The organism is Arthrobacter sp. 01T414 (genome assembly GCF_056398965.1).
Window position 1 is genome coordinate 52,579 of sequence record NZ_JBFTQK010000001.1, and the last position, 22,986, is coordinate 75,564.

Below are 22,986 nucleotides of genomic sequence, written 5' to 3' on the forward strand. Positions count from 1 at the left end.
GTACATTGTGTGGCTATTGACGCTGGCAAGTGTCGTTTCCTGGCGAAGGGGAGTCTATTTTTCCGGCGGGCTGGATCCCGTGGTGGTCATCAAGGCCGTCGTGGGGCTTGCGGCGCTGGCAGCCGCAGCCTGGAGCTTCCGCCGCGGCCAGGGCAGGCTGCGGGCCGGCGGCCGGACGCTGGCCTTCCTCATGGTCTATGTGTCGGTCTCGGTCCTAGGGGCGATCTCGGACGGCAACGTACCGGCGTCGCTAATACTGACCGTCCGGGTGGTGCTCATCGCCGTAACCATTGTGCTGCTGGCCGGCACGTTCCCTGCCCGAACGCTGTTGCAGTCGCTGCTGGCAATGATGGCCCTGGTGGGGCTGTGCGCGACCGTGTCCGGGCTGGAAACCCTGGGGGTTGAGGGGCGGATCTACGGTGTGTTCCCGCCGTTGAACCCCAACGAAATTTCTCTCCTTTGCGGGTTGCCGGCCCTGGGCGTGGTGCACGAACTGAGTATTGGCAGCATGAAGAACAGGACGGGTCTTCCGCTTCTGGCCGCGTTGCTGGCTGCCGTATGGATGACCGGGTCAAGGACGGGTCTTTTTGCTTTTGCCGTGGCATGCGTGTTGATCCTGCTGCACGCCCGGCGGCTTCGCGTCGGTGCCGGGCTGGCCCTCATCGCGCTGGTCCCCACGGCGTTCTTTGTTGTGACGGAGACCCCGCTGGTTTCAAGCATCCTGGAGCGAGGAGATGCGGCCGGCGCGGACTTGCTGACGCTCAACGCCCGAACGATCGCGTGGGACACCGTGCTCAGTACGCCGCCGGAGACCTGGCAGCGGTGGGTGGGCGCGGGGCTGTCCGTAAAACAAGTAGCCGTGGAGGGCCAGTACTGGCAGGACCAAGTGCTGGACAGCAGCTGGATCTCCGCGCTGGCCCAGGCCGGTGTCATTGGCACCGCGGTACTGGCGGCCTGGTCACTCTCCGCAGTGCTCGGCAGCCTGTCGGCGAGGGGTGTCCGCTCGATCACCACCCCGATCCTGGCCTTCATCCTGATTCGGAGCTTCCTCGAGAACGGCCTCGTCGATTCCAACGTGCCCTTCATCGTTTTCCTGACGGTTTCGCTGCTGGTTGAGCGTGTCAGGACCACGGGCCAGGCTGTCGGACCCGAACAAAAATGGGGCGGATCAGGCCAGCCAGGCCCCCAGGTGCTGCACGCCCGCGTTCCTTCCCAGGGCGGCCGCTACGACCGCCGGTAGGGGCTGCGCGACAGTCGCGTCCCTGGCCGTGACCTCGGAGGTGGGCTGCCAGCCGTTCAGGGCTGGCCGGCCGTCCACTACGAAGTGGGAGGATTCCTGCCCGGTGGCCGACTTGAAGGCTGGGACGGTCGTGAACACGGCGGGATTGCCCGGCCCCCGCGACCACACGACTGCCCACGCTGGGCTGCCGGCCGAGGGGCGCTGGTAGACGTCGCCCTTGGCCGATATCCCGAGTTGTTCGGCGCTGAACTGGTGGGAGTAGTCCTCCACGCAAAGAAGGCAATTGCCGGTCCCGCCGGCAAGTATGTTGTTGCGGACGGCGATCTTGGTGTTGATCCATGTCATCGTCGGGTCGGGGAACGCCTGGCGTGGGTCGTGGCCGGGCAAGGAACGGTTACTGGCCCGGCGGCTGTCCTGGACGATATTCAAGTTCCGGCCATTGCCGCTGACGGTGTTGTTCCACAGGTCCACGTTGCTGGTGTCATTGAGCTTGACGCCGTTGCCCAGATTCCCGGCGATGTAATTGTCGGCGACCAGGAACTTGGCTGAGATCTCCATCGTCAGGCCATGCCCCAGATTGGCGATCGAGTCGTTGCGCGTGATGACACCGTTGTAGACGGATTCGTCCAGCCAGAGCCCGGGGCCGGCGTTGCGCACAAACGAACTGTTGCTGAACTTGACCGTGCGGGAGCGGGTCACTTTGAAGCCGCCTGCTACGGGGGACTGGTTGAACGCTTCCGTGTTGTTGCCGTAGGCCAGCACCGAGGTGGCCTTGAAGTTGTCCGCCGTGCTGGCGCTGCCGCCCAGCATCCCGTTGCGGGCCAGGGTCAGGTTACGGAAGGTGATGTTGGCGCCGACGGCATGGATGCCGGTGCCTGCATTGTCAATGACGGCGACGTTTTCGATCGTGACGCCGTCCTTCTCCGCCGTGACCGCGCCCATATCCGGGATCGACGGCGCATACCGCCGGAACCCAACGCCCCGGACAACGGTGCCCCCGCCTTGGAGGGTCGCAGCCTTGGAAATGTCACTGGCGCGGACGCTGTGACCCGCCGGGTTGCTCCCGACATACAACTTCTTGGCGGCGTAGTCGACGAAGAAGGTCCCCGCTTTGACCTGGTCCAATGCCTGGACCTGGGCGAGGGCTTTCCCGTCGATCCAGACCTGGTCCGGGTGGGCGGCCATCGGGTGCGCGCGGTTAACGAAGGTCCAGTTGGCGGCGCTGCCGTCGGGCGCGCCACGGGTGTACGTGGGGCTCGCATCAAATCGTGCGGTCCAGCCGCTGGCAACCCAGGCATTTCCGCTCGCCACCCAGTTCTGCACCGGGACGCTTCCGTCGAACCACACGGCCTCGTGGGGATACGGCTGAATGATCAATCGCTTATTCGCCGGGACGGTAACGGTCTCGTGGTACTGCCCCTGCCTCAGCACAATCGTCTGTCCGCTGGCGGCCAGGGCAATGGCCCGAGCGACCGTCCGCACGGGGTTGGCCGACGCGCCGGGCGCCGAGTCCGATCCGTTGGGGGAAACGAACAGGGCGCCTGTTGGTACCGGGTACGCCGTCGAACCCACCGTCGGCGAACCTGCCGCGATGCGGGTGCCTGAAAGGTCCATGGCGGGCGGCGGGTCTATGACCGTCACAGCGGCGGATGGCCGCGACCCTGCCGACGCCGCCTGCACCGGCGCCGTCGCCAAGAGCGGGGCGGCCACGATCAGGGTGAGGGCTGCCGCTCCAACGGCGTGACGCCTGACGTGCAGCCGGGAAGAGCCTCGGAATCTGAGGATAGCCATGCGCAGTCCTTTGAGTGGGAATGGTTGAAGGTGAGACCGCAGAACGAGAGACCGTCCGACGATTGTTGCATGGCGGCGGGGCATCCGGAAGAAGTCCAGAGCGCCGAAATCGGGCGGCGAACGGCCTTCAGCACGACGGCGGACGCCCCTGCTGCGGCGTTGTCGGCAATTTTCCCCGCAGGGCCTACGCTGAGTAAATCACGGCGGCTTGAGGCTGGGGAGGAAGCTTTTGAGTTCTGGCGAATGCATGCCTGCGGGGCCCTGGTTGTCGAGGCGCCAGCTAGTGGCTTTGTCTGCGAGCTCTATGCTGCTGCTGCCTGTCTGGGGCTGCGCGCCGTCGAAATCCCAGCCTACCGGCGACAACTACACGATCGAGGGCCTGCTCCGCTCCGCCCCGTTCTTCGTTGCGCACCGGGGTTCCGGGGATAACTGGACCGAGCACACGGCGGCCGCCTACAGCCAGGCGATCGCCGCCGGGTCAACGGCGATCGAAGTCTCGGTCCATGCCACCAGCGACGGAGTGCTTGTCTGCCATCACGATGAGTCGACGCTGCGGCTCACCGGGCAGGACCATCGGATCAAGGATCTGGACTATGCCGCCGTGTCCGCGCTTCGGGCCGATGCGCGCCAATGGCTTGGCCCCGCGGCTCCTCTCGAGCAGATTCCAAAACTCCAGGACGTGCTGGATGCGCACGCAGCCAAACACGTAATTTTCATCGAGGACAAGCAGGGAACGAATACCAAGCACCTGTTGGACCTCATGGACAGCTACCCGCAGCCAACCGAACATTTCGTGTGGAAACAACCAGCCGCCTCGCCGTCGTACCGGGAGGCGCAGGACCGCGGGTACAAGACCTGGGGATATTTCATGGATGGTTCAGGCGGCCAGTTCCAGCGGTACGCCGTCAGGCACGACCTGCTGGGCATCTTCCACAACGCCACTGACGATGAGATCCGGCAGTTGGTCGCTTTCGGTAAACCGACCATCTGCTGGGAGGTGCACACGCGCTGGATGCGCGAGCGGCTGACGGGCTTGGGGGTCCAGGGCATGATGTGTTCAAACATCCCGTACGTCATGGGAAGCGCCGCGCCGAGAATGGCAGACGCCTTCGGGACGGGCCTGCGCGCGGCAGGGGACCTGCCCTCCAACCTTAATTGGACAGCCCAGCCGCTGATCAAGGCGGAAACCCAATCCGTGCTCCTGGCTAACGACCCGCCGCTCAGCTACTGTCTGGGCTCAATGGCGCCAGCGGCGAGCGGGACGTACACGGTCAACTTCAACATGCGGTGGACTGGAGAACCCTCCGCCGTAGCCCGGGCAGGCCTTGCTTTCGGGCAGCACAGTGACGCTCCCTATGTGCCCACGTCGCCCGGGCCTTCCGGTTACCACGTGACAATGGACGCTTCCGGCGACCTAGCCCTCTTCCGACGGACAGAGGCTGCCTCCGGTAGCACGAAGCTGGCCACCGTCCACACCGTTCCACCGGGTGTCGGTGAATGGATGCAATTCCAGGTGGACGTTTCCCCCGATTCAATCCGAATTGCACGCCTGGACGAAGGCGGGGCTGTCGCTTCTGTCGACGACTCTTCCGAGAAGGGAAGATACTTCTCGCTCTGCAAAAACTACAGCGGTCAACCTGGAGTCGAATTCCGGCACGTGACAGTCAGCCTCGGATAAGCGAGAATCCTGCTAGAAAAGCGGGGGCTGGGCGTCCTGAGTCGGTAACCGACCCCGGTTCTGAGCTATGTGTCGGCGCTATAGGTGCTTAGTCCGCCAGGTCAGAATGATCCTTCCGACCCCATCAGGGAAAGGTAGCTTTAGTGAAAGTACTTTTTGACGGGCACTGGTGGGTCGACGGACCGGCCTCGAACCGGGAAGTCCTCAAGCAAATCGTGCTGACGTGGAGCCGCGACTACGCCGGTGACCAGATTGTGCTGGCGGTGCCGAGGAGGCACGTCGGTGCCGTGCGGAACGAGCTTGGCAAGGACGTCCAGGTGGTCCCGACGCGGCTTTCCCCGCACGGTGTCAGTGCGATTCTTGAACTCCCGCTGCTGAACCTGCGGCATAAAGCCGACGTGATGATCGCACACAACTTCGCCCCTGCATTTGGCCCGTCCGTTGTTTTTGTCCACGATTTCCTGTTTTTGACCAATCCCGAATGGTTCACATTTGCGGAGCGGCGGTACTTCGGATTTATGCCGCTGTTGGCCCGCCGCGCAAAGATGATTTTCACGTCGTCGAAGAACGAGGCGCAGAGGATCCGGCGGTTTTCGACGAAGGGTAAGCCGGTCCATCCGATCGGGCTCGGCGCCAACACAGGGGTTATTCATGCCGCCCCCCGGCCGGTTACTGAGTTGGCCGGGGTCCGCGGGTTCATCCTGTCCGTTGGCCGGCTCAACATCCGCAAGAACCTGGGCATGACCTTGGACGCCGCACTCGAATCCGGCCGGATCTCGGCGCAATACCCGCTGGTGGTCGTGGGCGCTGAATCCGGCAAGGTTGCGGAGTTTTCGCCACGGCTACGCGAGGCCGTCGAGTCGGGGGCGATCCGCTTCCTCGGATACACCTCCAACGAGGAGTTGGCCTGGCTGTACTCCCGGGCGGATGCCTTTGTGTTCCTGTCCCTGGACGAAGGATTCGGAATGCCGCTCTTGGAGGCCCTTTCCTTCGGGACCAAGGTCTTGGCAAGCGACATCCCGGTGTTCAGGGAGATCATGGGTGAAGCCGCAGTGTTCGTCGATCCCACCAACCTGGCCGCCGCATCCGCGGGCATCAGATCGGTCCTCGACGCGGAACCTGACCCGGCCAGCACGTCGAGGGTGCTGGAGAAATACTCCTGGGCCGGCACTGTGCGGCGGATGCGGCAGCACCTCCGCGCCGCCAGCGAAGATCTGCCCCGGCCCGGCGCTGATTCGCCGCCACGTCCGGCTCCTGCCGGGTAACTCTTCGGTAAAGGCCCGCCGTACACGGGGCCCGCGGCAGGTCTGGCTGGATACCCTGAGTGGGTTAGCTGCAGTCTCCGGGGAACGGGCTACGTCCATCAGCCGCCCGTCAACCTAGGATTTCCGTGGCCTTTGCAGAGTACGAAGTCGTGATCCAGCGCGACGCGATGAGCGTTTACAACTTCCTGCTGGACCCCCGCAATCTGCCCTCCTGGCGGCCCGGAATCCGCGGCGTCACGCTCATCTCCGGGGCGTCCGGCTCCAAGGGCGCGGTCTATCGTCCCCTGTTTGCCGGAGCCGGAGGGCCCGAAGACGCGGACTTCGCATTGACCGCTACCCGCCCCGGCGCTGAGATCGAGTTTGAGGTCGTGTCCGGACCGGTCCGTCCGCACGGCGGTTACTACCTCAGCACGGAGAGCGACAGCACACGGGTACGCTTTGCCCTGCGGTGCCGGCCGGGCCTGGCCGTGCTCCTGAGGTACCCCAGCATCCAGCGGGCCCTGAAGGCTCAAGTCGCTGAGCTGCAACAGCTCAAATCCGTGCTGGAGCTGGAACACGTCCAGGAAGCAGCCTAGCCGCCGTCGCGGTAACAGTTGCCGCACACAGCCCGGCCGGCATTTCCTGGGGTACTTTTGATCCTGTGCTGATCTCTGACCGCGACATTCGTACCGAAATCGATTCCCAGCGGATTGTGCTGGAGCCGTTCGACCCCGACATGGTCCAACCATCGTCGGTGGACGTCCGGATCGACCGCTTTTTCCGGCTCTTCGATAACCACAAATACGCGCACATCGACCCGTCCGAGGACCAGCCCGAGCTGACCCGACTGGTGGAGGTCGACGCGGGGGAGCCGTTCATCCTGCACCCTGGCGAGTTCGTGCTCGGCTCCACCTACGAGACCGTCACGCTGCCGGACGACATCGCGGCCCGGCTCGAGGGCAAGTCCTCGCTGGGCCGCCTTGGCCTGCTGACGCACTCGACGGCAGGGTTTATCGACCCGGGCTTCTCCGGACACGTCACCCTGGAACTTTCCAACATGGCCACGCTGCCCATCAAACTGTGGCCGGGCATGAAGATCGGGCAGCTGTGCTTTTTCCGGCTCACCTCGGCCGCCGAGCACCCGTACGGTTCCGGCGAGTACGGTAACCGCTACCAGGGCCAGCGCGGCCCGACGGCGAGCCGCAGCCACCTGAACTTCCACCGCACCGAAATCTAGGCAGTCCGGAACGGCCTCAGCTGACGGGCCGGACCGGGACGGGCGTCCGTTTGGCCGGCCGGCGCAGCATCCGCACGACCGGCTCCACGAACCGGGCCGCCAGCGGGCCCATTACGGCCATGATCAGCACGTAGGCGGTGGCCAGTGCCGCGAGCTGGTGGGGCACGACGCCGGACGCCACCGCGAGCCCGGCGATCACAATCGAGAACTCTCCACGGGCGATCAGGGCCGCCCCGGCACGGAAGCGGCCGGGCAGCGCGATCCCGGCCCGCTTGGCAGCCCAGACCCCGGTAATCATCTTGGTCGCCGCCGTCAGCACGGCAAGGATCAGGGCCCAGCCGAGCACCGGCGGGATGGACGTGGGGTCAGTGTTGAGGCCGAAGACCACAAAGAAGATCGCCGCGAAGAGGTCCCGCAGGGGTTCGAGGATCCGGGTGGCGCTGTGGGCCGTGGCACCGGAGATCGCAATTCCGAGCATGAACGCGCCGACCGCCGCGGAGACCTGCATGGCGGCGGCCAGTCCGGCAACGAGCAGCGCAGCGCCGAGCAGGTTGAGCAGGAAGACCTCGGAGTTCTCACTGTGCACGGCCTTGGACACGTGGTGTCCGTGGCGCAGGGCGACCACGAGCACCAGCGTGACGACGGCGAGGGAGATCCCCACGGTCTGCAGGCCCACCAGGAAGCTGACACCGGCAAGCGTGGCCGTCAGGATCGGCAGGTAGACGGCCATCGCCAGGTCTTCGAACACCAGGATGGAAAGGATCACCGGCGTCTCGCGGTTACCGATCCGGCCGAGGTCCRTGATCACCTTTGCCGCGATCCCGGACGAGGAGATGTAGGTGACGCCGCCCATCACCATCGCCCCCACCAGCCCCCAGCCCAGGAGCAGTGCGAGGCCCGCACCCGGCAGGAAGTTCAGCACAAGGTCCAGCACGCCGGCCTGCCAGGAGCGCCGCAGCCCGGTCACGAGTTCGGACGCCGTATATTCCAAGCCGAGCATAAGTAGCAGGAGGATGACGCCGATCTCGCTGGAAAGATGTGCGAACTCGTGCATCCCTTCCAGCTTGACCAGGCCTCCGGCGCCGAAGAACAAGCCGCCGACGAGGTACAGCGGGATGGGGGACATGCCGATCCGCCCGGCCAGCCTGGCCAGCAGGCCAAGGCAGAACACGACGGCCCCCAGTTCGATGAGGGTCAGGGCGAGCGGATCCATGCCGCTTATCCGTTGCGCAGGATGCTGGCTGCCGTGTCCAGACCTTCTTGCGTGCCCACGGCGACGAGCAGGTCGCCGGGGTGCAGGACGACGTCGGGGCCGGGCGAGGGGAGGACTTCACCCTCGCGCATGATGGCCACGATCGAGGCACCGCTGCGGGTCCGGATGCAGGCCTTGCCCATCGGCTGGTTTTGGAAGGGGGAGTCCGCGCCGATGGAGAACTGCCGGGTGACGATCCCGGGAATTTCCCGGTGCGCCTCGGAGAGCTGCATGGCCAGGCGCTGTCCGCCCAACAGGTTGCCGAGGGCGGCGGCCTCGTCGGCGGTCAGCGGGATGGAGGCCTGGCAGGTGTCCGGATCGTCCCAGGTCGAGACGATCAGCTCGGTCTGGCCTTCGCGGTACTCGACGACGCCGATCCGGCGTCCGGATGCGGTCATGAAGTCCTTGCGCCGGCCCAGGCCGGGAAGGTCTGTCTCATCCACGTTCATGCCTCCAGCCTAATGTGCCGGTGCAGTTTTGGGGCAGGTTCAGGCCCCGGGCACGACGGCGATTTCCGTCCGTCCCGGCGGCTTGACGGGCAGCATCACCAGCAGCCCGGCCAATAGGACCACCATGATGCCGAGAATTCCCCAGCGCTGCGCTTCGCCGGGGGCAACCAGGGGCGTCGCGACCGTGATGCACAGGGTGAAGAGCGCCGGCGCCAGAAAGCTGACGGCCCGGCCGGTCGTGGCGTAGAGGCCGAAGAGCTCGCCCGATTCACCGTGCGGGGCGAGCCGGGCCAGGTAGGCACGGGAGGAGGACTGGGCCGGCCCCACGAAGAGGCACAGGAACAGGCCGAACACCCAGAACGTCGTGCTGCCCGCCCAGTCCATACCGAAGAAGGAATAGGTTCCGTTCCCCAGCGCAAGGAGCACGCTTCCCGCAATGAGCAGGCCCACGAGCGAGCCGATGATGACCGCCTTGGGCCCCACACGGTCGTCCAGGAAGCCGCCCAGCAGCGCGCCCACCGCGGCGACGACGTTGCCGAAGATGGCGAAGAAGATGACCTGCTTGAGTTCGAAGCCGAAGGTGCCGGCAGCGATGATCCCGCCGAAGGTGAAGACCGCAGCCAGCCCGTCGCGGAAGATGGCGCTGGCCAGCAGGAAGAAGATGGTGTGCGGGCTGGTCCGGTAGATGGCGCGGATGCGGCGCACGAGCAGGGCGTAGGAGGCGAAGAAACCCAGCCGGGAGCCCCGGGCCTTGGGCACTTCCGGAACCGCGAGCATCACCGGGATCGCGAAGATGAGGAGCCAGAGCGCGGAGAACACAGCCACGAGGCGGATGTTCAGGCTCTCCTCGGTGGAGGCGCCGAACCATTCAATGCTGGGCTGGACGAAGAGCTGCAGCACGATCAGCAGCGCCACGATGCCGCCGAGGTAGCCGGAGGCCCAGCCGAATCCGCTGATCTTGCCGATGTTGGCGGGCGTGGAGATCTGGGCGAGCATGGCGTTGTAGTTCACTCCGGCAAATTCGAAGAACACGTTGCCAAGCGCAATCAGCGTGACGCCGAGGAGCAGGAATTCGGGGCGCGGGAAAACGAAGAAGCAGAGTCCGGTCAGGAGTGCGACGGCGGCGGTGTTGACGCCGAGCCACAGCTTGCGGCGGCCTCCGCTGTCCGAGCGCTGGCCGGTGACCGGGGCCAGCAGTGCGATGGCCGCCCCCGCGATAGCCAGGGCGGAGCCGAGGACCGCCGAAGCTTGGTCTTCGCCGCCGAAGGCCTTGGAGGTCAGGTAGACGGTGAAGACGAAGGTGGTCATCACCGCGTTGAAGGCCGCGGACCCCCAGTCCCAGGCGGCCCAGGCCACCACCCGGCCCTTGCCGGTGGCGTGGCTGCCGGACTCGAGTTCCGAGGCCGGACGCATGGCCTCGGGGGCGCTGGCAGAGTTCATAGCCCGATGTTAGCCGTCCGTGGCATGCCGGCGGCGGAGAAACGGGCCGGCAACGACCGCTTCTTCTGCGCTTGGCTCTCGCACCGCGGTTTGCCGGGCCGGTACCTTCTGGGGCACGTCACGGAAAAACAATTTGTGCACGCTTGGTAAACTAGCCGCACCGAACCTAACCAATGCCCCGCCTGCTCCAACTTTTGACAATCGAATTCCTGACGTTGCGGAGATTCCAGTGATCACAGTCCTTGCCGTTCACTTCGCGGTGGCTGCTGTGGCGCCGTTCCTCTTCCGCAGGCTGGGCCGGAACGCGTTCTTCGCCTTGGCGGCGGTGCCGGCAGGTTCCTTCGTCTGGCTGCTTCTGCAGCATGGCGCGGTGTATTCGGACGGCGGGGCCACCTCCGTCACCCTTCCGTGGATTCCGGACCTTCGGCTGGAGCTGGCCTTCCGGATCGATGCCCTGGCCTGGGTGATGTCCCTGCTGGTGCTGGGCGTCGGTGCGCTGGTCCTGGTCTACTGTGCCCGGTACTTCAAGAACAAGGACAGCTACCTCGGCGGCTTCGGCGCCCAGCTGCTGGCCTTCGCCGGGGCAATGTTCGGCCTGGTCACCGCCGATGACCTGCTCTTGATGTTCATCTTCTGGGAACTGACCACGGTGCTGTCCTACCTGCTGATCGGCTACGCCCGCACCAGGTTGTCGGCCCGGCGCTCGGCGCTGCAGGCGCTTGTCGTCACCACCGCAGGCGGCCTGGCCATGCTGGTGGGACTGATCATGCTGGGCTCCACCGCGGGGACCTACCGGATCTCCGCCATCCTGCAGGCGGCCCCGGAACTGGTGGCCGGGCCGGCAGCGGCCGCTGTGGCCGCCGCCGTCGTGCTGGTCCTGGCCGGCGCGATCACCAAGTCCGCGCTGGTCCCGTTCCACTTCTGGCTTCCCGGAGCGATGGCGGCGCCCACGCCGGTGAGCGCCTACCTGCACGCGGCCGCCATGGTGAAGGCCGGCATCTACCTTGTCGCCAGGCTCGCCCCCGGGTTCGCCGAGACGGCGTTCTGGCTCCCGGTGGTGCTGGGCCTGGGACTGGCCACCATGCTGGTGGGCGGTTACCGCGCCCTGCGCCAGACCGACATCAAGCTCATCCTCGCCTACGGCACGGTCAGCCAGCTCGGCTTCCTGACCATGGTGGTGGGGCTCGGCAAGCCCGACGCGGCCCTCGCAGGCCTGGCCCTGCTGCTGGCCCACGGCCTCTTCAAGGCCACCTTGTTCCTGGTGGTCGGCATCATCGATCACCAGGCCGGAACGCGCGACATCCGCAAGCTCTCCGGGGTGTACCGTTCCTCCCGCGCCCTAGCCATAGTGGCGGCCATCGGTGCGGCCTCGATGGCTGGTGTACCGCCGCTGGCAGGCTTCGTGGCCAAGGAATCCGTCTTCGAGGCCTTCGTGCACCATGCCGGCGTCGGGCCCCGGGGCCCGGTGATCCTGGTGGGCCTGGTGCTGGGCTCGATCCTGACCTTCGCCTACAGCGCACGTTTCATGTGGGGCGCCTTCGCGGTCAAAGCCGGTGTGCCGGCCACGCGTTTCAAGGCCGTCAAGCCGTCGTTCCTGGCCGCTCCGGCCCTGCTGAGCCTGCTGACGGTTCTCTATGGCGCGTGGCCGGACCCGGTTGACGGCTGGATCCAGCCCTACGCCGCACTGTTCGCCGGCCACGAGGGCGCGGAGTCCGATGCCGCAGGCCACCTCGCGCTGTGGCACGGCTTCACCCCTGCGCTGGGCCTGACCGCGATCACCTTCGCCCTGGGGCTGGCAATGTTCTACGGCCGCAACGCTGTTTCCCGCGTCCAGGCCATGGTGCCCGGCTGGATCGACGGCGACCGCAGCTACCAGCGCACCATCGGGGCCCTCGACGACGCCGCCGTCTGGGTCACCGGCCGCACCCAGCGAGGCTCGCTCTTCTTCTACCTAGCCGTCATCCTGACGGTCGCCTTCGCGCTGCCACTCACGGCGATGCTGCTGGCCAATAAGCCGCTGCCCGCCACGCTGTACTTCATCGACCCCGGTTCGCCGCTGCAGCTCGTTGCCGGCGCCGGGATCGTGATCGGCGCGCTCGCCGCGGTGCGTGCCAACAAGCGTTTCCTGGCCGTGCTGATGGTTTCTGTCACCGGCTACGGGATCGCGTTGATGTTCGCGTTGCAGGGTGCCCCGGACCTGGCCCTGACCCAGATGCTGGTGGAAACCATCATCCTGGTGGCCTTTGTCCTCGCCATGCGGAGCCTGCCGGCGGAGCTGCGGGACCGTACCGGCGGCAAGTACCGGGTCATCCGGGTGATCATCGGCGCGGCGTTCGGCCTCACAATGGTCTTCGTGGCGATCTATGCCCTGGGGTCCCGCGTCGCCACCCCGGTCTCGCTGGATTTCCCGCGCCTGGCCTACGAGGGCGGCGGGGGGCTGAACGTCGTCAACGTCACGCTCGTGGACATCCGGGCCTGGGATACCTTCGGCGAGATCTCCGTCCTGGCGCTCGCCGCCACCGGCGTTGCCAGCCTGATCTTCGTCCGCGGCCGCGGCGACCGTATCGGGCCCTCGGCCTCCGTGGCGGAGGGTACCGTGGGCCGCCGGACTGACCGGCCCGCCCACACCAGGGACAACGCGGCGCTCGCCATGAGCCGGCGGTTTGCCGCGTCGACGCGCGATGCCTGGCTCGTGGCCGGACGGACCATGGCCCCGGAGCGGCGCTCGATCATTTTTGAGGTGGTTACCCGGCTGATCTTCCACTCGATGATCGTCTTCTCCATCTACCTGCTGCTCGCGGGCCACAACCTTCCCGGCGGCGGTTTCGCCGGCGGGCTCACGGCGGGCCTGGCCCTCACCATCCGCTATCTCGCCGGGGGCCGGTTCGAACTGCGCGAAGCCACCCCGGTCAGCGCCGGCGCCCTGCTGGGCATAGGCCTCGCGACCGCCGCGGCTTCCGGCGTCGCGCCGCTGCTGCTTGGCGGCCAGGTCTTTCAAAGTGCCATTATCGAACTCTGGCTGCCGGTCTTCGGTGACATCAAGTTCGTCACGTCCACCATCTTCGACATCGGCGTGTACATCGTCGTCGTCGGCCTGGCCCTGGACGTGCTGCGCAGCCTCGGCGCTGAAATCGACGAGCATTTCGAGGAACAGCCAAAGGAACAGCCGGAAGGGCAGCCCGCGGAGGAATCCGCGCAGCCGTCCGAAATCGGGGAAGCCGACGGCGCCCCGGCCGAAACCACCGCCAAGGGGAACGCATGAGCGTCAATCTGACCCTGCTGACGGTGATGGGAGCCCTGTACGCCTGCGGCATCTACCTGATCCTGGAACGCAGCCTCACGCGGGTCCTGCTGGGCCTGATGCTGCTCGCCAACGCCACCAACCTGCTGATCCTGGCCACCGGCGGCTATGCGGGCCTCGCCCCGCTGTTCAACAAGGACACGGCCGCCGGGGACTACAGCGACCCGCTCCCGCAGGCGCTGATCCTGACCTCAATCGTGATCTCCTTCGCCGTCACGGCCTTCATGCTGGGCATCATCTACCGCACCTGGGTGCTGGCCCGGCAGGACGACATCCAGGACGACGCCGAGGACCGCCGGGTGGCCGAGACCCCCAGCTTCGACGCCGAGGACGATGCCGTCATTCCCGCGGAGACCTCGGAATTCCCGCTGGTGGCGGCCGATCCGGCGGAAGCCGACGTTGCCCCGGATCCGACCGACACCGTGCAGGCCGGTGCCCGCCGGATGCCGGCCGTCGACGCCGCCGCCGAAGAGCAGCCCGGTTCCCGCAACATCACCCCCGCCCCGGAAGGAGGGACCGAGTGAACATCGCAAGCTTTGCCCCGCTCGCCGTCGTCCTCCCCATCCTCGGGGCCGCCCTGACCTTCCTGCTGATCCGGCAACCACGGGCGCAACGGACCGTCAGCATAGCCCTCCTCTCGCTGACCCTGCTGCTTGAATGCCTGCTGCTTGCCTCCGTCTGGCAGGGCGGCACGGCGGCGGTCAACATCGGCGGCTGGCTGCCTCCCTGGGGCATCGTGATGGTGGTGGACCAGTTCTCCTCGCTCATGCTGGTGGTGTCCTCCACCGTCAGCCTCGCCGTGCTGGTCTACGCCACCGGGCAGGGCATGGCCGACGGCGACAGCGACGCCCCCGTGTCGATCTTCCACCCCACCTATTTGATCCTGGTGGCGGGAGTGTCCAACGCCTTCCTCTCCGGTGATCTCTTCAATCTCTATGTGGGCTTCGAGATCCTGCTGACCGCCAGCTACGTCCTGATGACCCTCGGCGGGACGGGTCCGCGGATCCGCGCCGGCGTGACCTACGTGGTGGTCTCGGTGGTCTCCTCGGTCCTCTTCCTGATCGCGATCGCCATGATCTACGGCGCCACCGGGACCATCAACATGGCGGACCTGGCGGTCAAGCTGGTCGACCTGGACCAGGGCACCCGGAACCTCCTGCACGTGCTGCTGCTCGTGGCATTCGGCATCAAGGCCGCCGTCTTCCCGCTGAGTTTCTGGCTCCCGGACTCCTATCCCACCGCACCCGCCCCGGTCACGGCCGTGTTCGCCGGGCTGCTTACCAAGGTGGGTGTGTACGCGATGGTCCGCACCGAGACCCTGCTCTTTCCCGGGGACACGTTCAACACCCCGCTGATGGTTGCGGCCCTCCTGACCATGGTGGTGGGGATTTTGGGCGCCCTGGCGCAAAGCGACATCAAGCGACTTCTCTCCTTCACCCTGGTCAGCCACATCGGCTACATGGTGTTCGGCCTGGCGATGTCCTCCGTGGCGGGCCTGGGAGCCGCTGTGTTCTACGTGGCGCACCACATCACCATCCAGACCAGCCTGTTCCTGGTGACCGGCCTGATTGAGCGCCGGGCCGGGAGTTCCTCGGTGGACCGGATCGCCGGGCTGGCGAAGCTTTCGCCGCTGCTGGCCGTGCTGTTCTTCGTGCCCGCCATGAACCTGGCCGGAATCCCCCCGTTATCCGGCTTCCTGGGCAAACTCGGCCTGCTGCAGGCCGGCGTCTCCCTGGGGACCCCGCTGGCCTACGCGCTCGTGGCCGGCGGCGTGCTGACCAGCCTGCTGACCCTGCTGGCCATCGCCCGGGTCTGGAACCGTGCCTTCTGGCGCAAGCCCGAGGATGCCGAACATCCCGACCCCGTCCTGCTCGCCGCTCCCGCCGACGCGGCCACCGGCGACCGCGCGGGCCAGCGTAATGTGACGCTGCTGCCGCGGACCATGGTGGGTTCCACCCTGGGCCTGGTGCTGTTCGGGGTGGCGCTGACGGTGTTCGCCGGGCCGCTCTTCCGGGTTGCCGGGCAGTCCGCCGAGGAGATGTTGAACCGTTCCGCCTACATCCACGCCGTGCTCGGGGACGAGGCGCCGGTTCCGCCGATCGCCCAACCGCTGCGGCAGGAGGGCGGGAAATGACGCGCAAGAGGATCTCGCTGCGCCAGGAATTGCCCCTGCTGGTCTGGCTCGTCATCGTCTGGGGTGCACTCTGGCAGGACTTCAGCGCCGGCAACCTGCTCTTTGGCGCCTTGATCGCGGTGGTGGTGGCCCGGCTGTTCTACCTGCCGCCGGTGGAGCTGGGCGGCCGCTTCAATGTGTTGCGCGCCGTACCCTTTGCCTTGGTCTTCCTGGGCAAAGTGGTCGCTGCCAGCTTCCAGGTCCTGTACCTGGCCGTGGTGCGGGGGCCCAAGGTGATCAGCGCCGTCGTCGCCGTCCCGCTCCGCAGCCACTCCGACCTGCTGGTGACCGCTACGGGACACGTCATCTCGCTGATCCCGGGGTCCGTGGTGGTTGAGGTGGACAGGTCCACGTCCACGCTCTACATCCATGGCATCAACGTCCGCGACGCCGAGGACGCGGACAAGCTCCGCAAGGAGGTCCGCGACACCGAGGCAGGGCTGATCAGGATCATGGGCACCAAAGCCGAGCTGTCCGCACTCGAGCAGGAGGTTGGCGCATGATGCCGCTGGTGTTGACGATTACCGCTGTGGTGCTCTCGCTCGCCGCGGGCGGCGCGATCATCCACATCGCGCACGGGCCCTCGCTGCTGGACCGGGTGCTGGCCGCCGATGTGCTGCTGGCCATCCTGGGCGCGGCGCTGTGCATCGACATGGCCGTGAACCGGCACCTGAACAACCTGATGCTGCTGGTGTCCATCTCGATCATCGGCTTTGTCGGGTCGGTGACGGTGGCCCGTTTCGTGGCAGACCGGAGGAAGCCGAATGAGTCCTGAGGCGATGTCCGCCGACGCCGTGATCGACGCCGTCTCCGCCGTGTTCATGGTGGTGGGGGCGCTGATGTCCCTCGGCGCCGCGATCGGCCTGCTACGGTTCCCGGACCTCATGAGCCGGATGCACGCCGCCACCAAGCCGCAGGTGCTGGGATTGTTCCTGCTGCTCTGCGCGGTGGGGCTGCAGCTGCGCACCTGGTGGGTATGGCCGGTGCTCGTGGTGGCGTGGATCTTCCAGCTRCTCACGGTGCCGGTCTCGGCGCACATGGTGGGCCGCGCCGGCTACCGCACCAAGCACCTGCACCCGGAACTGCTCAGCGCCGATGAGTTGGAAGCCGTGGTCCAGCAGGCGGCGGGCAAAAAAGGCTTCACCGACGACGAGTGAGGTTCCCGGCCGCGGGCAGTCCGCCCGCATGGCGGTCCGACCAGGCCGGGAACCTCAGGTACTGCTCTTAGACGATGCGCCCTAGACGATGCGCCTAGACGATGTCCTGGGTCTTGGCGAAGCGGGTGATCGCCCGCTGTGTGCCGCGGTTGGCGAGGACCTGGATGATGGCGCTGACCGAGGCCGAAATCAGCGCGAAGGTCAGGGCCTGGCGCAGCGTGGTGGGGACGTCGTCGTCGTGGCCCTTGGGCGGCTTGTTGCCGGTGGTCTTTTCCCACACGGTGTCGACCACCTTGGTGCCGACGAAACCGGCGAGGAGGCTGACTCCAGTGCCAAGCAGTTTGATGAAGATGTTCATACTTCGTACTCCTTGCGGGAGGAAACAGGGCTTCCCCTAGCCTAGCGTCCCGAGCGGCCGAGGATTTCGGTAAGTGCCTCGACCACCAGCTCGTGGTCGCCTTTCTGCGGCAGCCCGGACACCGTGACAGTAGCTACCATCCCGGTTCCCCGCACATAGATGGGGAACGAGCCGCCGTGGGCGGCGAACTCACGCTGGTCGAACCAGGCGTTGTCCTCCATCCTTCCTCCGGCGGCGCGGGCCCGGAGGCCGACCAGCAGGGACGGGACTTCGTACCGCACGGCGGTGCGCTGTTTGGCTTTGATCCAGCGCTCATTGTCCGGCGTGGCGCCCTCCAGCGCGGCGTGGAACAGGACCTGCTCGCCCTTGGTGATGTCGACGGCGATCGGATGGGAACGCTGCCGGCCGAGCTGCACCAGCAGCAGCCCCAGGTCCAGGGCGTCGTCCTTGCTGAACGCCTGGAACTGCAGCTCGTCGATCTCCGCCAGGATGCGGCCGATCAGCGCCGCCAGGGATCCTGGCGGTTGCGGCTCCGCGGAATCCGGGTCGAAGTCGGGGGAAGTCACTGGTGAGTCGGTCAAGGGCTTCAGCTTCCGTCAGTGTCCGGTAATCGCTTCCTGGGCCGACTCTACCAAGCGGGCCGTTGCGGGGCACCGCCGAAGAGGGCCGCCGGGTGTAAACTGGGCCAGCCCACAAGGGCGAATTACATACGACAGGGGAGCGCCGCCGTCGGGCATCACTGGAGCAGTCCAGGGAACCGTAGGTGGGCGCTGAGAGTGCGGACAGCCGCAGACCCTCGAACCTGATCCGGTTAGTACCGGCGCAAGGGAGTCGAGTTCTCAGGGTGCCCGGCACCCGTGGCGAAAGCCGCGGCGCCGCCGGAGCGCCCTCCCCTCCTGTACCTCAGGAGGACGACATGACTGACATTTCTGCGAAGCAGACGCTTACCGCCGGCAAGTACAGCTGGCGCGTAGTCGACATTGTGGTGGCCGCGTTGATCGCTGTTGCCGGCGGCGTGATTTTTTGGGCCTGGGACCAGGGCGCCAACCTCGTGACGGGCCCGCTCACCGCGGCCTACCCGCCGCTCACCGGGCTCTACGCCGGCGGCTGGATGATCCCGGCGGTGCTGGGCATGCTCGTGGTCCGCAAGCCCGGGGCAGCCCTGTTTTGCGAGGCGGTGGCGGCCACCAGCGAGCTGATCATGGGTTCGCAGTACGGCACCACCGTGCTCATCTCCGGCATTCTGCAGGGCCTCGGCGCGGAACTCGTCTTCGCCGCGTTCCTGTACAAGAAGTTCAACCTGCCCGTGTCCCTGCTGGCCGGCGCCGGCGCGGGCCTGTTCTGCGGCCTGAACGACTCCTTCCTGCCCTGGGGCTGGAACATCGCGTACGAAGCCGGGGACAAGCTCGCCTACATTATCTTCTGCGCCATCTCCGGAGCAGTGATCGCCGGCGGACTGTCCTGGCTCGCCACCCGCGGCCTGGCCAAGACCGGGGTGCTGGCCTCCTTCGCGTCCCGCAAGGCGGCATCGGAACCTGTGTTCTCCTAAGGAACGCATCCGCATGACATCCAACGACTCCGTGCGCCCGGCCGCGGTCAGTGCCCGCGGCTGGGGCTGGCGGCACGCCGGACGGTCCCGTCCCGCCGTGAGCGGCCTGGACCTGGACATCAGCCCGGGCGAGCGTGTGCTCCTGCTGGGCCCGTCCGGCGCGGGCAAGTCCACGCTGTTGCACGCCCTGGCGGGGGTGCTGGGCGACAACAGCGCCGCAGGAACTGCGGCAGCCACCTCGGCCGCCGTTCCAGCGGAGGCCGAGGACGACGACGAAACCGGCACCCTGCTCATCGACGGCGCCCCGCCGCGGGCCCGGCGCGGCCGGGCCGGGCTCATGCAGCAGGACCCGGAGACCCAGGTGGTGCTCTCGCGGCTCGGTGACGACGTGGCGTTCGGAGCCGAAAACCTCTCCGTCCCGCCGGCGGACATCTGGCGCAGGGTGGCGGAGGCGCTCGAGGACGTCGGGCTCGGCGGCCTACCGCTGCAGCACCCGACGTCGGCGCTCTCCGGCGGCCAGAAGCAGCGGCTGGCGCTCGCCGGGATCCTTGCGATGCGGCCCGGACTGCTGCTGCTGGACGAGCCCACAGCCAACCTCGACCCGGCCGGGGTCCTGGAGGTCCGCGACGCCGTAGGAAGGTCCCTGGACAAGACGGGGGCCACCCTGGTGGTGGTGGAGCACCGGGTTGCCGTGTGGAAGGACCTGGTGGGCCGGATCGTCGTGCTGCAGCCCGGCTCCGGGACGGACTCCGCCGTGCTGCTGGACGGGCCTCCGGACCAGGTCCTGGAACAGGCACGCGACATGCTCATCGCCGCCGGAGTCTGGGTGCCGGGCCACGTGCCGGCCACCCGCCCCCGCAACGCCGGAGCGGACGCGGAAGGGGATGACGCTGCCGGTGAACTGCTGCTGGCTGCCGAGGGGCTGGCCGTATCCCGGGAACGCCCGCGCCGCGCCGGATTGCTGCGGGGCTTCCACACGGTTCCGCCCGCGCCGGTGCAGTCCGGCATCGCCGCCCAGGTCCGGGCGGGCCGGGCGCTGACCATCACCGGCCCCAACGGGTCCGGAAAGTCGACCTTCGCCCTGACCCTGGCGGGCCTGCTGGCACCGGTGGCCGGGGCGGTCTCCGCTACGACCGGGCTGAGCGAGGGCGCGGGCATCGATCCCTACAAGTGGAAGGCCCAGCAGTTGATCGCCAGGATCGGCACGGTGTTCCAGGAACCCGAGCACCAGTTCGTCACCGGCAGGGTGCTGGACGAACTGATGTTCGGTCCCCGGCAGCTGGGCCGCGGCGAAGAACGGGTGGACGAGCTGCTGGAACGCCTGCGGCTCCGCGACCTCGTGGACGCCAACCCCTATACGCTCTCCGGGGGCGAAAAGCGGCGGCTCTCGGTGGCTACCGTGCTGGCTGCGCACCCGCGGGTGCTGATCCTGGACGAGCCCACCTTTGGCCAGGACGCCAACACCTGGGCGGAACTGGCCTCTTTCCTCTCCGAGCTCCTCGACGCCGGGACCGCGGTGGTCTCGGTGACCCACGATGCGGAATTCAGCCAGGTCCTGGGCGGCGCCGAGCTGAAACTCGGCGCACCCCAGCCGGACGGGGTGGCGGCCACATGAGGGACGCGCTGACCCTGCGCGGAAACCACGCTTTGCTGACCCGCGCCAACCCTTTGGCCAAGTTCTCCGGCGTCGTGCTCATCACGATCGCGCTGGCGCTCTCCATCGACTGGGTGTCCGCGTCCGTGGCGCTCGCCTCCGAACTGCTGCTCTTCCCGCTTGCCGGCCTGACCTTGGCCCTGCTCTGGCAGCGCGGCTGGCCGCTGATCCTCGCGGCGGCCGTGGGCGGCTGGAGCACCGCGATCCTGGCCCCGGACCATGGACGGATCCTGCTCGACGTCGGCATCTGGTCCATCAGCGAAGGATCGCTGCAGCTCGGACTGGGCTTCCTGCTGCGCGGCCTCGCGATCGCGCTGCCGGCGGTGCTGCTGATGAGCTGCACGGATCCTACGGACCTGGCCGATGCCCTGGCACAGCAGGCGAAGCTGCCGCACCGCTTCGTGCTGGGCACCCTGGCCGCGATGCGGCTGGTGGGGCTCATGGCCGAGGAATGGCAGACCATCGGCATGGCCCGGCGCGCCCGCGGTGTCGGCTCGCACGGTAATCCCTGGCAGCGGATGAAAGCTACGCTGGGGCAAAGCTTCGGCCTGATGGTCCAGGCGGTCCGCCGCGCTTCCCGGCTCGCGGTGACCATGGAAGCGCGCGGCTTCGGCGGGGCGCAGCGGACCTGGGCTCGGGCGGCCTCGTTCAGCCGGCTGGACGCATGGGTGGTCCTCGGCGGCCTGCTGATTTCCGGCGCTGCCGTGGCCGCGGCCCTCGCTGCAGGGACGTGGAATATGGTGTTTCTCGGGCAGCAGTAGCCGGCGGATCCCTGCCCTCCGACCCCGTCATTAGAAGAAATATCGCACCAGACGAATATTTTGTGAGCTTGCCTGCAGTGCAGGGGGTTTCGCGGCGTCGGATAAATCATCCGTGATATTGATTGATATATGACTCAACAGACTGCTGAACACGTCGGCGCCGTACTGCGGGACGCCCGCGGCGAAAAGGGCTGGACCCAGGGCAGGCTCGCGGCCGAGCTGGGAACCAGCCAAAGCGCCATCGCCCGGATGGAGCAGGGCAAGCAGAACCTGAGCCTGAAGATGATCCAGCGGCTCGAATCCATTTTCGGCCGGGCGATCGTCAAAGTCGGCCGGCCGCAGATGACCCACCTGCGCGTGGAAGGCGGACGGACGCTCTCCGGCGCCGTGGACGTGAACAGCAGCAAGAACGCCGGCGTAGCGCTGCTCTGCGCCAGCCTCATCAACCGCGGCACCACCGTCCTGCGCCGGCTGGCCCGGATCGAAGAAGTTAACCGGATCGTGGAGGTGCTGACCAGCATCGGCGTCGAGTGCACCTGGCTCAACGCGAACGACCTGCAGATCCGCCGCCCGGCCGTGCTGGACCTCGACTCGATGGACGTGGAGGCCGCCCGCCGCACCCGCAGCGTCATCATGCTGCTGGGCCCGCTGCTCGATGAGTCCGCCGAATACCGCCTGCCCTACGCCGGCGGCTGCGACCTGGGCACCCGCACCGTGGAGCCGCACATGCAGGCCCTGCGCCAGTTCGACCTCAGTGTGGAGGCAAAGTCCGGCTTCTACAGCGTGCAGGCGCCGCCCGCGGACGGCCACGACCGGTCCTTCGTGCTGAGCGAGCGCGGCGACACCGTGACCGAAAACGCCATCATGGCCGCGGCCCACCGCCGCGGCACCACCGTGATCCGCAACGCCAGCCCCAACTACATGGTCCAGGACCTCTGCTTCTACCTGCAGGGCCTGGGCGTGGAGATCGACGGCGTAGGCACCACGACGCTGAAGATCGCCGGCCGCCCGTCGATCAATGTCGACATCGAGTACTTCCCGTCCGAGGATCCGATCGAGGCGATGAGCCTGATCACCGCCGGCATCGTGACCAACTCCGAGGTGACGATCCGCCGGGTCCCGATCGAATTCATGGAGATCGAGCTGGCGACGCTCGAACAGATGGGGCAGCGCCTGGAGGTATCGGCGGAGTACGTCGCCCGCAACGGCCGCACCCGGCTGGTGGACGTCACCACCCAGCCCTCGGTGCTGCGGGCTCCGGAGGACAAGATCCACCCGATGCCCTTCCCCGGCCTGAACATCGACAACCTGCCGTTCTTCGCCGTGATCGCCGCCAATGCCCACGGCCAGACGATGATCCACGACTGGGTCTACGAGAACCGGGCCATCTACCTGACCGAGCTGAACAGGCTCGGGGCTCAGGTCCAGCTGTTGGACCCGCACCGGATTTACGTCAACGGACCCACCAAATGGCGTGCGGCGGAAGTCGGCTGCCCGCCGGCCCTGCGCCCGGCGGCCTGCCTGCTGCTGGCCATGCTCGCCGCGCGGGGCGTCTCCGAGCTGCGCAACATCTACGTGATCGAACGCGGCTACGAGGACCTGGCCGAGCGGCTCAACACCATCGGCGCCAAGATCGAGTACTTCCAGGACTGACTCCGCCGGCGACCCCGCCGTTTGGGGGTAGCGCGCCGGGGCGGGTGCT

At 67.1% G+C, this 22,986-nt stretch carries 21 protein-coding genes and 1 riboswitch; of the genes, 15 read left to right on the forward strand and 6 right to left on the reverse strand.

The window, feature by feature from the left end:
* Positions 1 to 16: 16 nt before the first annotated feature.
* On the forward strand, positions 17 to 1,240 hold the full coding sequence (locus AC1DK9_RS00195; protein WP_476914649.1) for an O-antigen ligase family protein: 1,224 nt from the start codon (positions 17 to 19) through the stop codon (positions 1,238 to 1,240).
* On the opposite strand, the gene AC1DK9_RS00200 is transcribed toward AC1DK9_RS00195, so the two are convergent.
* Positions 1,169 to 3,031 carry a right-handed parallel beta-helix repeat-containing protein gene (locus AC1DK9_RS00200; RefSeq protein WP_476914650.1) on the reverse strand — a complete coding sequence of 621 codons (1,863 nt, stop codon included), beginning with the start codon at positions 3,029 to 3,031 and terminating at the stop codon, positions 1,169 to 1,171. The two genes, AC1DK9_RS00195 and AC1DK9_RS00200, sit on opposite strands and share 72 nt — an antisense overlap.
* Positions 3,032 to 3,335: 304 nt before the next feature.
* Between AC1DK9_RS00200 and AC1DK9_RS00205 the strand changes: the two genes are divergently transcribed.
* The 4 genes from AC1DK9_RS00205 to dcd all read left to right on the forward strand — a co-directional run bounded on the left by AC1DK9_RS00205 (position 3,336) and on the right by dcd (position 7,190).
* Positions 3,336 to 4,709: a glycerophosphodiester phosphodiesterase gene (locus tag AC1DK9_RS00205; protein WP_476914651.1), complete on the forward strand. Its 1,374-nt coding sequence runs from the start codon at positions 3,336 to 3,338 to the stop codon at positions 4,707 to 4,709.
* Between the two features lie 143 nt (positions 4,710 to 4,852).
* Positions 4,853 to 5,974, forward strand: coding sequence for a glycosyltransferase family 4 protein (locus AC1DK9_RS00210; RefSeq protein ID WP_476914652.1), 1,122 nt, complete (start codon positions 4,853 to 4,855; stop codon positions 5,972 to 5,974).
* A gap of 125 nt (positions 5,975 to 6,099) precedes the next feature.
* The gene (locus AC1DK9_RS00215) at positions 6,100 to 6,549 is read left to right on the forward strand and encodes an SRPBCC family protein (protein ID WP_476861953.1); all 450 of its coding nucleotides are present in this window, start codon (positions 6,100 to 6,102) and stop codon (positions 6,547 to 6,549) included.
* Between the two features lie 65 nt (positions 6,550 to 6,614).
* Positions 6,615 to 7,190 (forward strand): dCTP deaminase, encoded by a 576-nt coding sequence (dcd, locus tag AC1DK9_RS00220; protein WP_476861954.1) that lies wholly within the window; start codon positions 6,615 to 6,617, stop codon positions 7,188 to 7,190.
* 16 nt (positions 7,191 to 7,206) lie between these two features.
* On the opposite strand, the gene AC1DK9_RS00225 is transcribed toward dcd, so the two are convergent.
* The 3 genes from AC1DK9_RS00225 to AC1DK9_RS00235 are packed head-to-tail and all read right to left on the reverse strand — an operon-like array spanning position 7,207 to position 10,331.
* The gene (locus AC1DK9_RS00225) at positions 7,207 to 8,403 is read right to left on the reverse strand and encodes a cation:proton antiporter (protein WP_476914653.1); all 1,197 of its coding nucleotides are present in this window, start codon (positions 8,401 to 8,403) and stop codon (positions 7,207 to 7,209) included.
* A gap of 5 nt (positions 8,404 to 8,408) precedes the next feature.
* Entirely contained in the window at positions 8,409 to 8,891 is a 483-nt protein-coding gene (locus AC1DK9_RS00230) for a cation:proton antiporter regulatory subunit (RefSeq protein WP_476861956.1), read from the reverse strand.
* A gap of 39 nt (positions 8,892 to 8,930) precedes the next feature.
* Entirely contained in the window at positions 8,931 to 10,331 is a 1,401-nt protein-coding gene (locus AC1DK9_RS00235) for an MFS transporter (RefSeq protein ID WP_476914654.1), read from the reverse strand.
* Between the two features lie 229 nt (positions 10,332 to 10,560).
* Here AC1DK9_RS00235 and AC1DK9_RS00240 point away from each other — a divergent pair, with 229 nt between their 5' ends.
* Genes AC1DK9_RS00240 through mnhG form a run of 6 tightly spaced genes read left to right on the forward strand, consistent with a single transcriptional unit; the run spans position 10,561 to position 16,962 of the window.
* On the forward strand, positions 10,561 to 13,593 hold the full coding sequence (locus tag AC1DK9_RS00240) for a Na+/H+ antiporter subunit A (protein ID WP_476914655.1): 3,033 nt from the start codon (positions 10,561 to 10,563) through the stop codon (positions 13,591 to 13,593).
* Positions 13,590 to 14,156: a Na(+)/H(+) antiporter subunit C gene (locus tag AC1DK9_RS00245; protein WP_476861959.1), complete on the forward strand. Its 567-nt coding sequence runs from the start codon at positions 13,590 to 13,592 to the stop codon at positions 14,154 to 14,156. The genes AC1DK9_RS00240 and AC1DK9_RS00245 overlap by 4 nt, the downstream gene beginning before the upstream one ends.
* Positions 14,153 to 15,766 (forward strand): Na+/H+ antiporter subunit D, encoded by a 1,614-nt coding sequence (locus AC1DK9_RS00250; RefSeq protein WP_476861960.1) that lies wholly within the window; start codon positions 14,153 to 14,155, stop codon positions 15,764 to 15,766. Before AC1DK9_RS00245 ends, AC1DK9_RS00250 begins: the two co-directional genes overlap by 4 nt.
* Positions 15,763 to 16,308 carry a Na+/H+ antiporter subunit E gene (locus AC1DK9_RS00255; RefSeq protein WP_476914656.1) on the forward strand — a complete coding sequence of 182 codons (546 nt, stop codon included), beginning with the start codon at positions 15,763 to 15,765 and terminating at the stop codon, positions 16,306 to 16,308. Before AC1DK9_RS00250 ends, AC1DK9_RS00255 begins: the two co-directional genes overlap by 4 nt.
* On the forward strand, positions 16,305 to 16,580 hold the full coding sequence (locus AC1DK9_RS00260) for an MrpF/PhaF family protein (protein WP_476914657.1): 276 nt from the start codon (positions 16,305 to 16,307) through the stop codon (positions 16,578 to 16,580). Before AC1DK9_RS00255 ends, AC1DK9_RS00260 begins: the two co-directional genes overlap by 4 nt.
* Positions 16,570 to 16,962, forward strand: a complete 393-nt coding sequence (mnhG, locus tag AC1DK9_RS00265) for a monovalent cation/H(+) antiporter subunit G (protein WP_476914658.1) — start codon at positions 16,570 to 16,572, stop codon at positions 16,960 to 16,962. Before AC1DK9_RS00260 ends, mnhG begins: the two co-directional genes overlap by 11 nt.
* Positions 16,963 to 17,056: 94 nt before the next feature.
* On the opposite strand, the gene AC1DK9_RS00270 is transcribed toward mnhG, so the two are convergent.
* Positions 17,057 to 17,320: a DUF4235 domain-containing protein gene (locus tag AC1DK9_RS00270; protein ID WP_476861964.1), complete on the reverse strand. Its 264-nt coding sequence runs from the start codon at positions 17,318 to 17,320 to the stop codon at positions 17,057 to 17,059.
* A gap of 41 nt (positions 17,321 to 17,361) precedes the next feature.
* Positions 17,362 to 17,901: a heme-degrading domain-containing protein gene (locus AC1DK9_RS00275; RefSeq protein WP_476914659.1), complete on the reverse strand. Its 540-nt coding sequence runs from the start codon at positions 17,899 to 17,901 to the stop codon at positions 17,362 to 17,364.
* Positions 17,902 to 18,024: 123 nt separating this feature from the next.
* Positions 18,025 to 18,167, forward strand: a riboswitch (TPP riboswitch).
* 69 nt (positions 18,168 to 18,236) lie between these two features.
* On the opposite strand from AC1DK9_RS00275, the gene AC1DK9_RS00280 reads away from it, so the two are divergent.
* The 4 genes from AC1DK9_RS00280 to AC1DK9_RS00295 all read left to right on the forward strand — a co-directional run bounded on the left by AC1DK9_RS00280 (position 18,237) and on the right by AC1DK9_RS00295 (position 22,937).
* Complete coding sequence (locus tag AC1DK9_RS00280) at positions 18,237 to 18,869, forward strand: ECF transporter S component (RefSeq protein ID WP_476861966.1); 633 nt, start codon at positions 18,237 to 18,239, stop codon at positions 18,867 to 18,869.
* A gap of 13 nt (positions 18,870 to 18,882) precedes the next feature.
* Positions 18,883 to 20,484: an ABC transporter ATP-binding protein gene (locus AC1DK9_RS00285; protein WP_476914660.1), complete on the forward strand. Its 1,602-nt coding sequence runs from the start codon at positions 18,883 to 18,885 to the stop codon at positions 20,482 to 20,484.
* Positions 20,481 to 21,284: an energy-coupling factor transporter transmembrane component T family protein gene (locus AC1DK9_RS00290; RefSeq protein ID WP_476914661.1), complete on the forward strand. Its 804-nt coding sequence runs from the start codon at positions 20,481 to 20,483 to the stop codon at positions 21,282 to 21,284. Before AC1DK9_RS00285 ends, AC1DK9_RS00290 begins: the two co-directional genes overlap by 4 nt.
* A 129-nt stretch (positions 21,285 to 21,413) precedes the next feature.
* A complete protein-coding gene (locus tag AC1DK9_RS00295) occupies positions 21,414 to 22,937 on the forward strand; it encodes a UDP-N-acetylglucosamine 1-carboxyvinyltransferase (protein WP_476914662.1) in 1,524 nt (507 codons plus the stop codon).
* Positions 22,938 to 22,986: the final 49 nt, after the last annotated feature.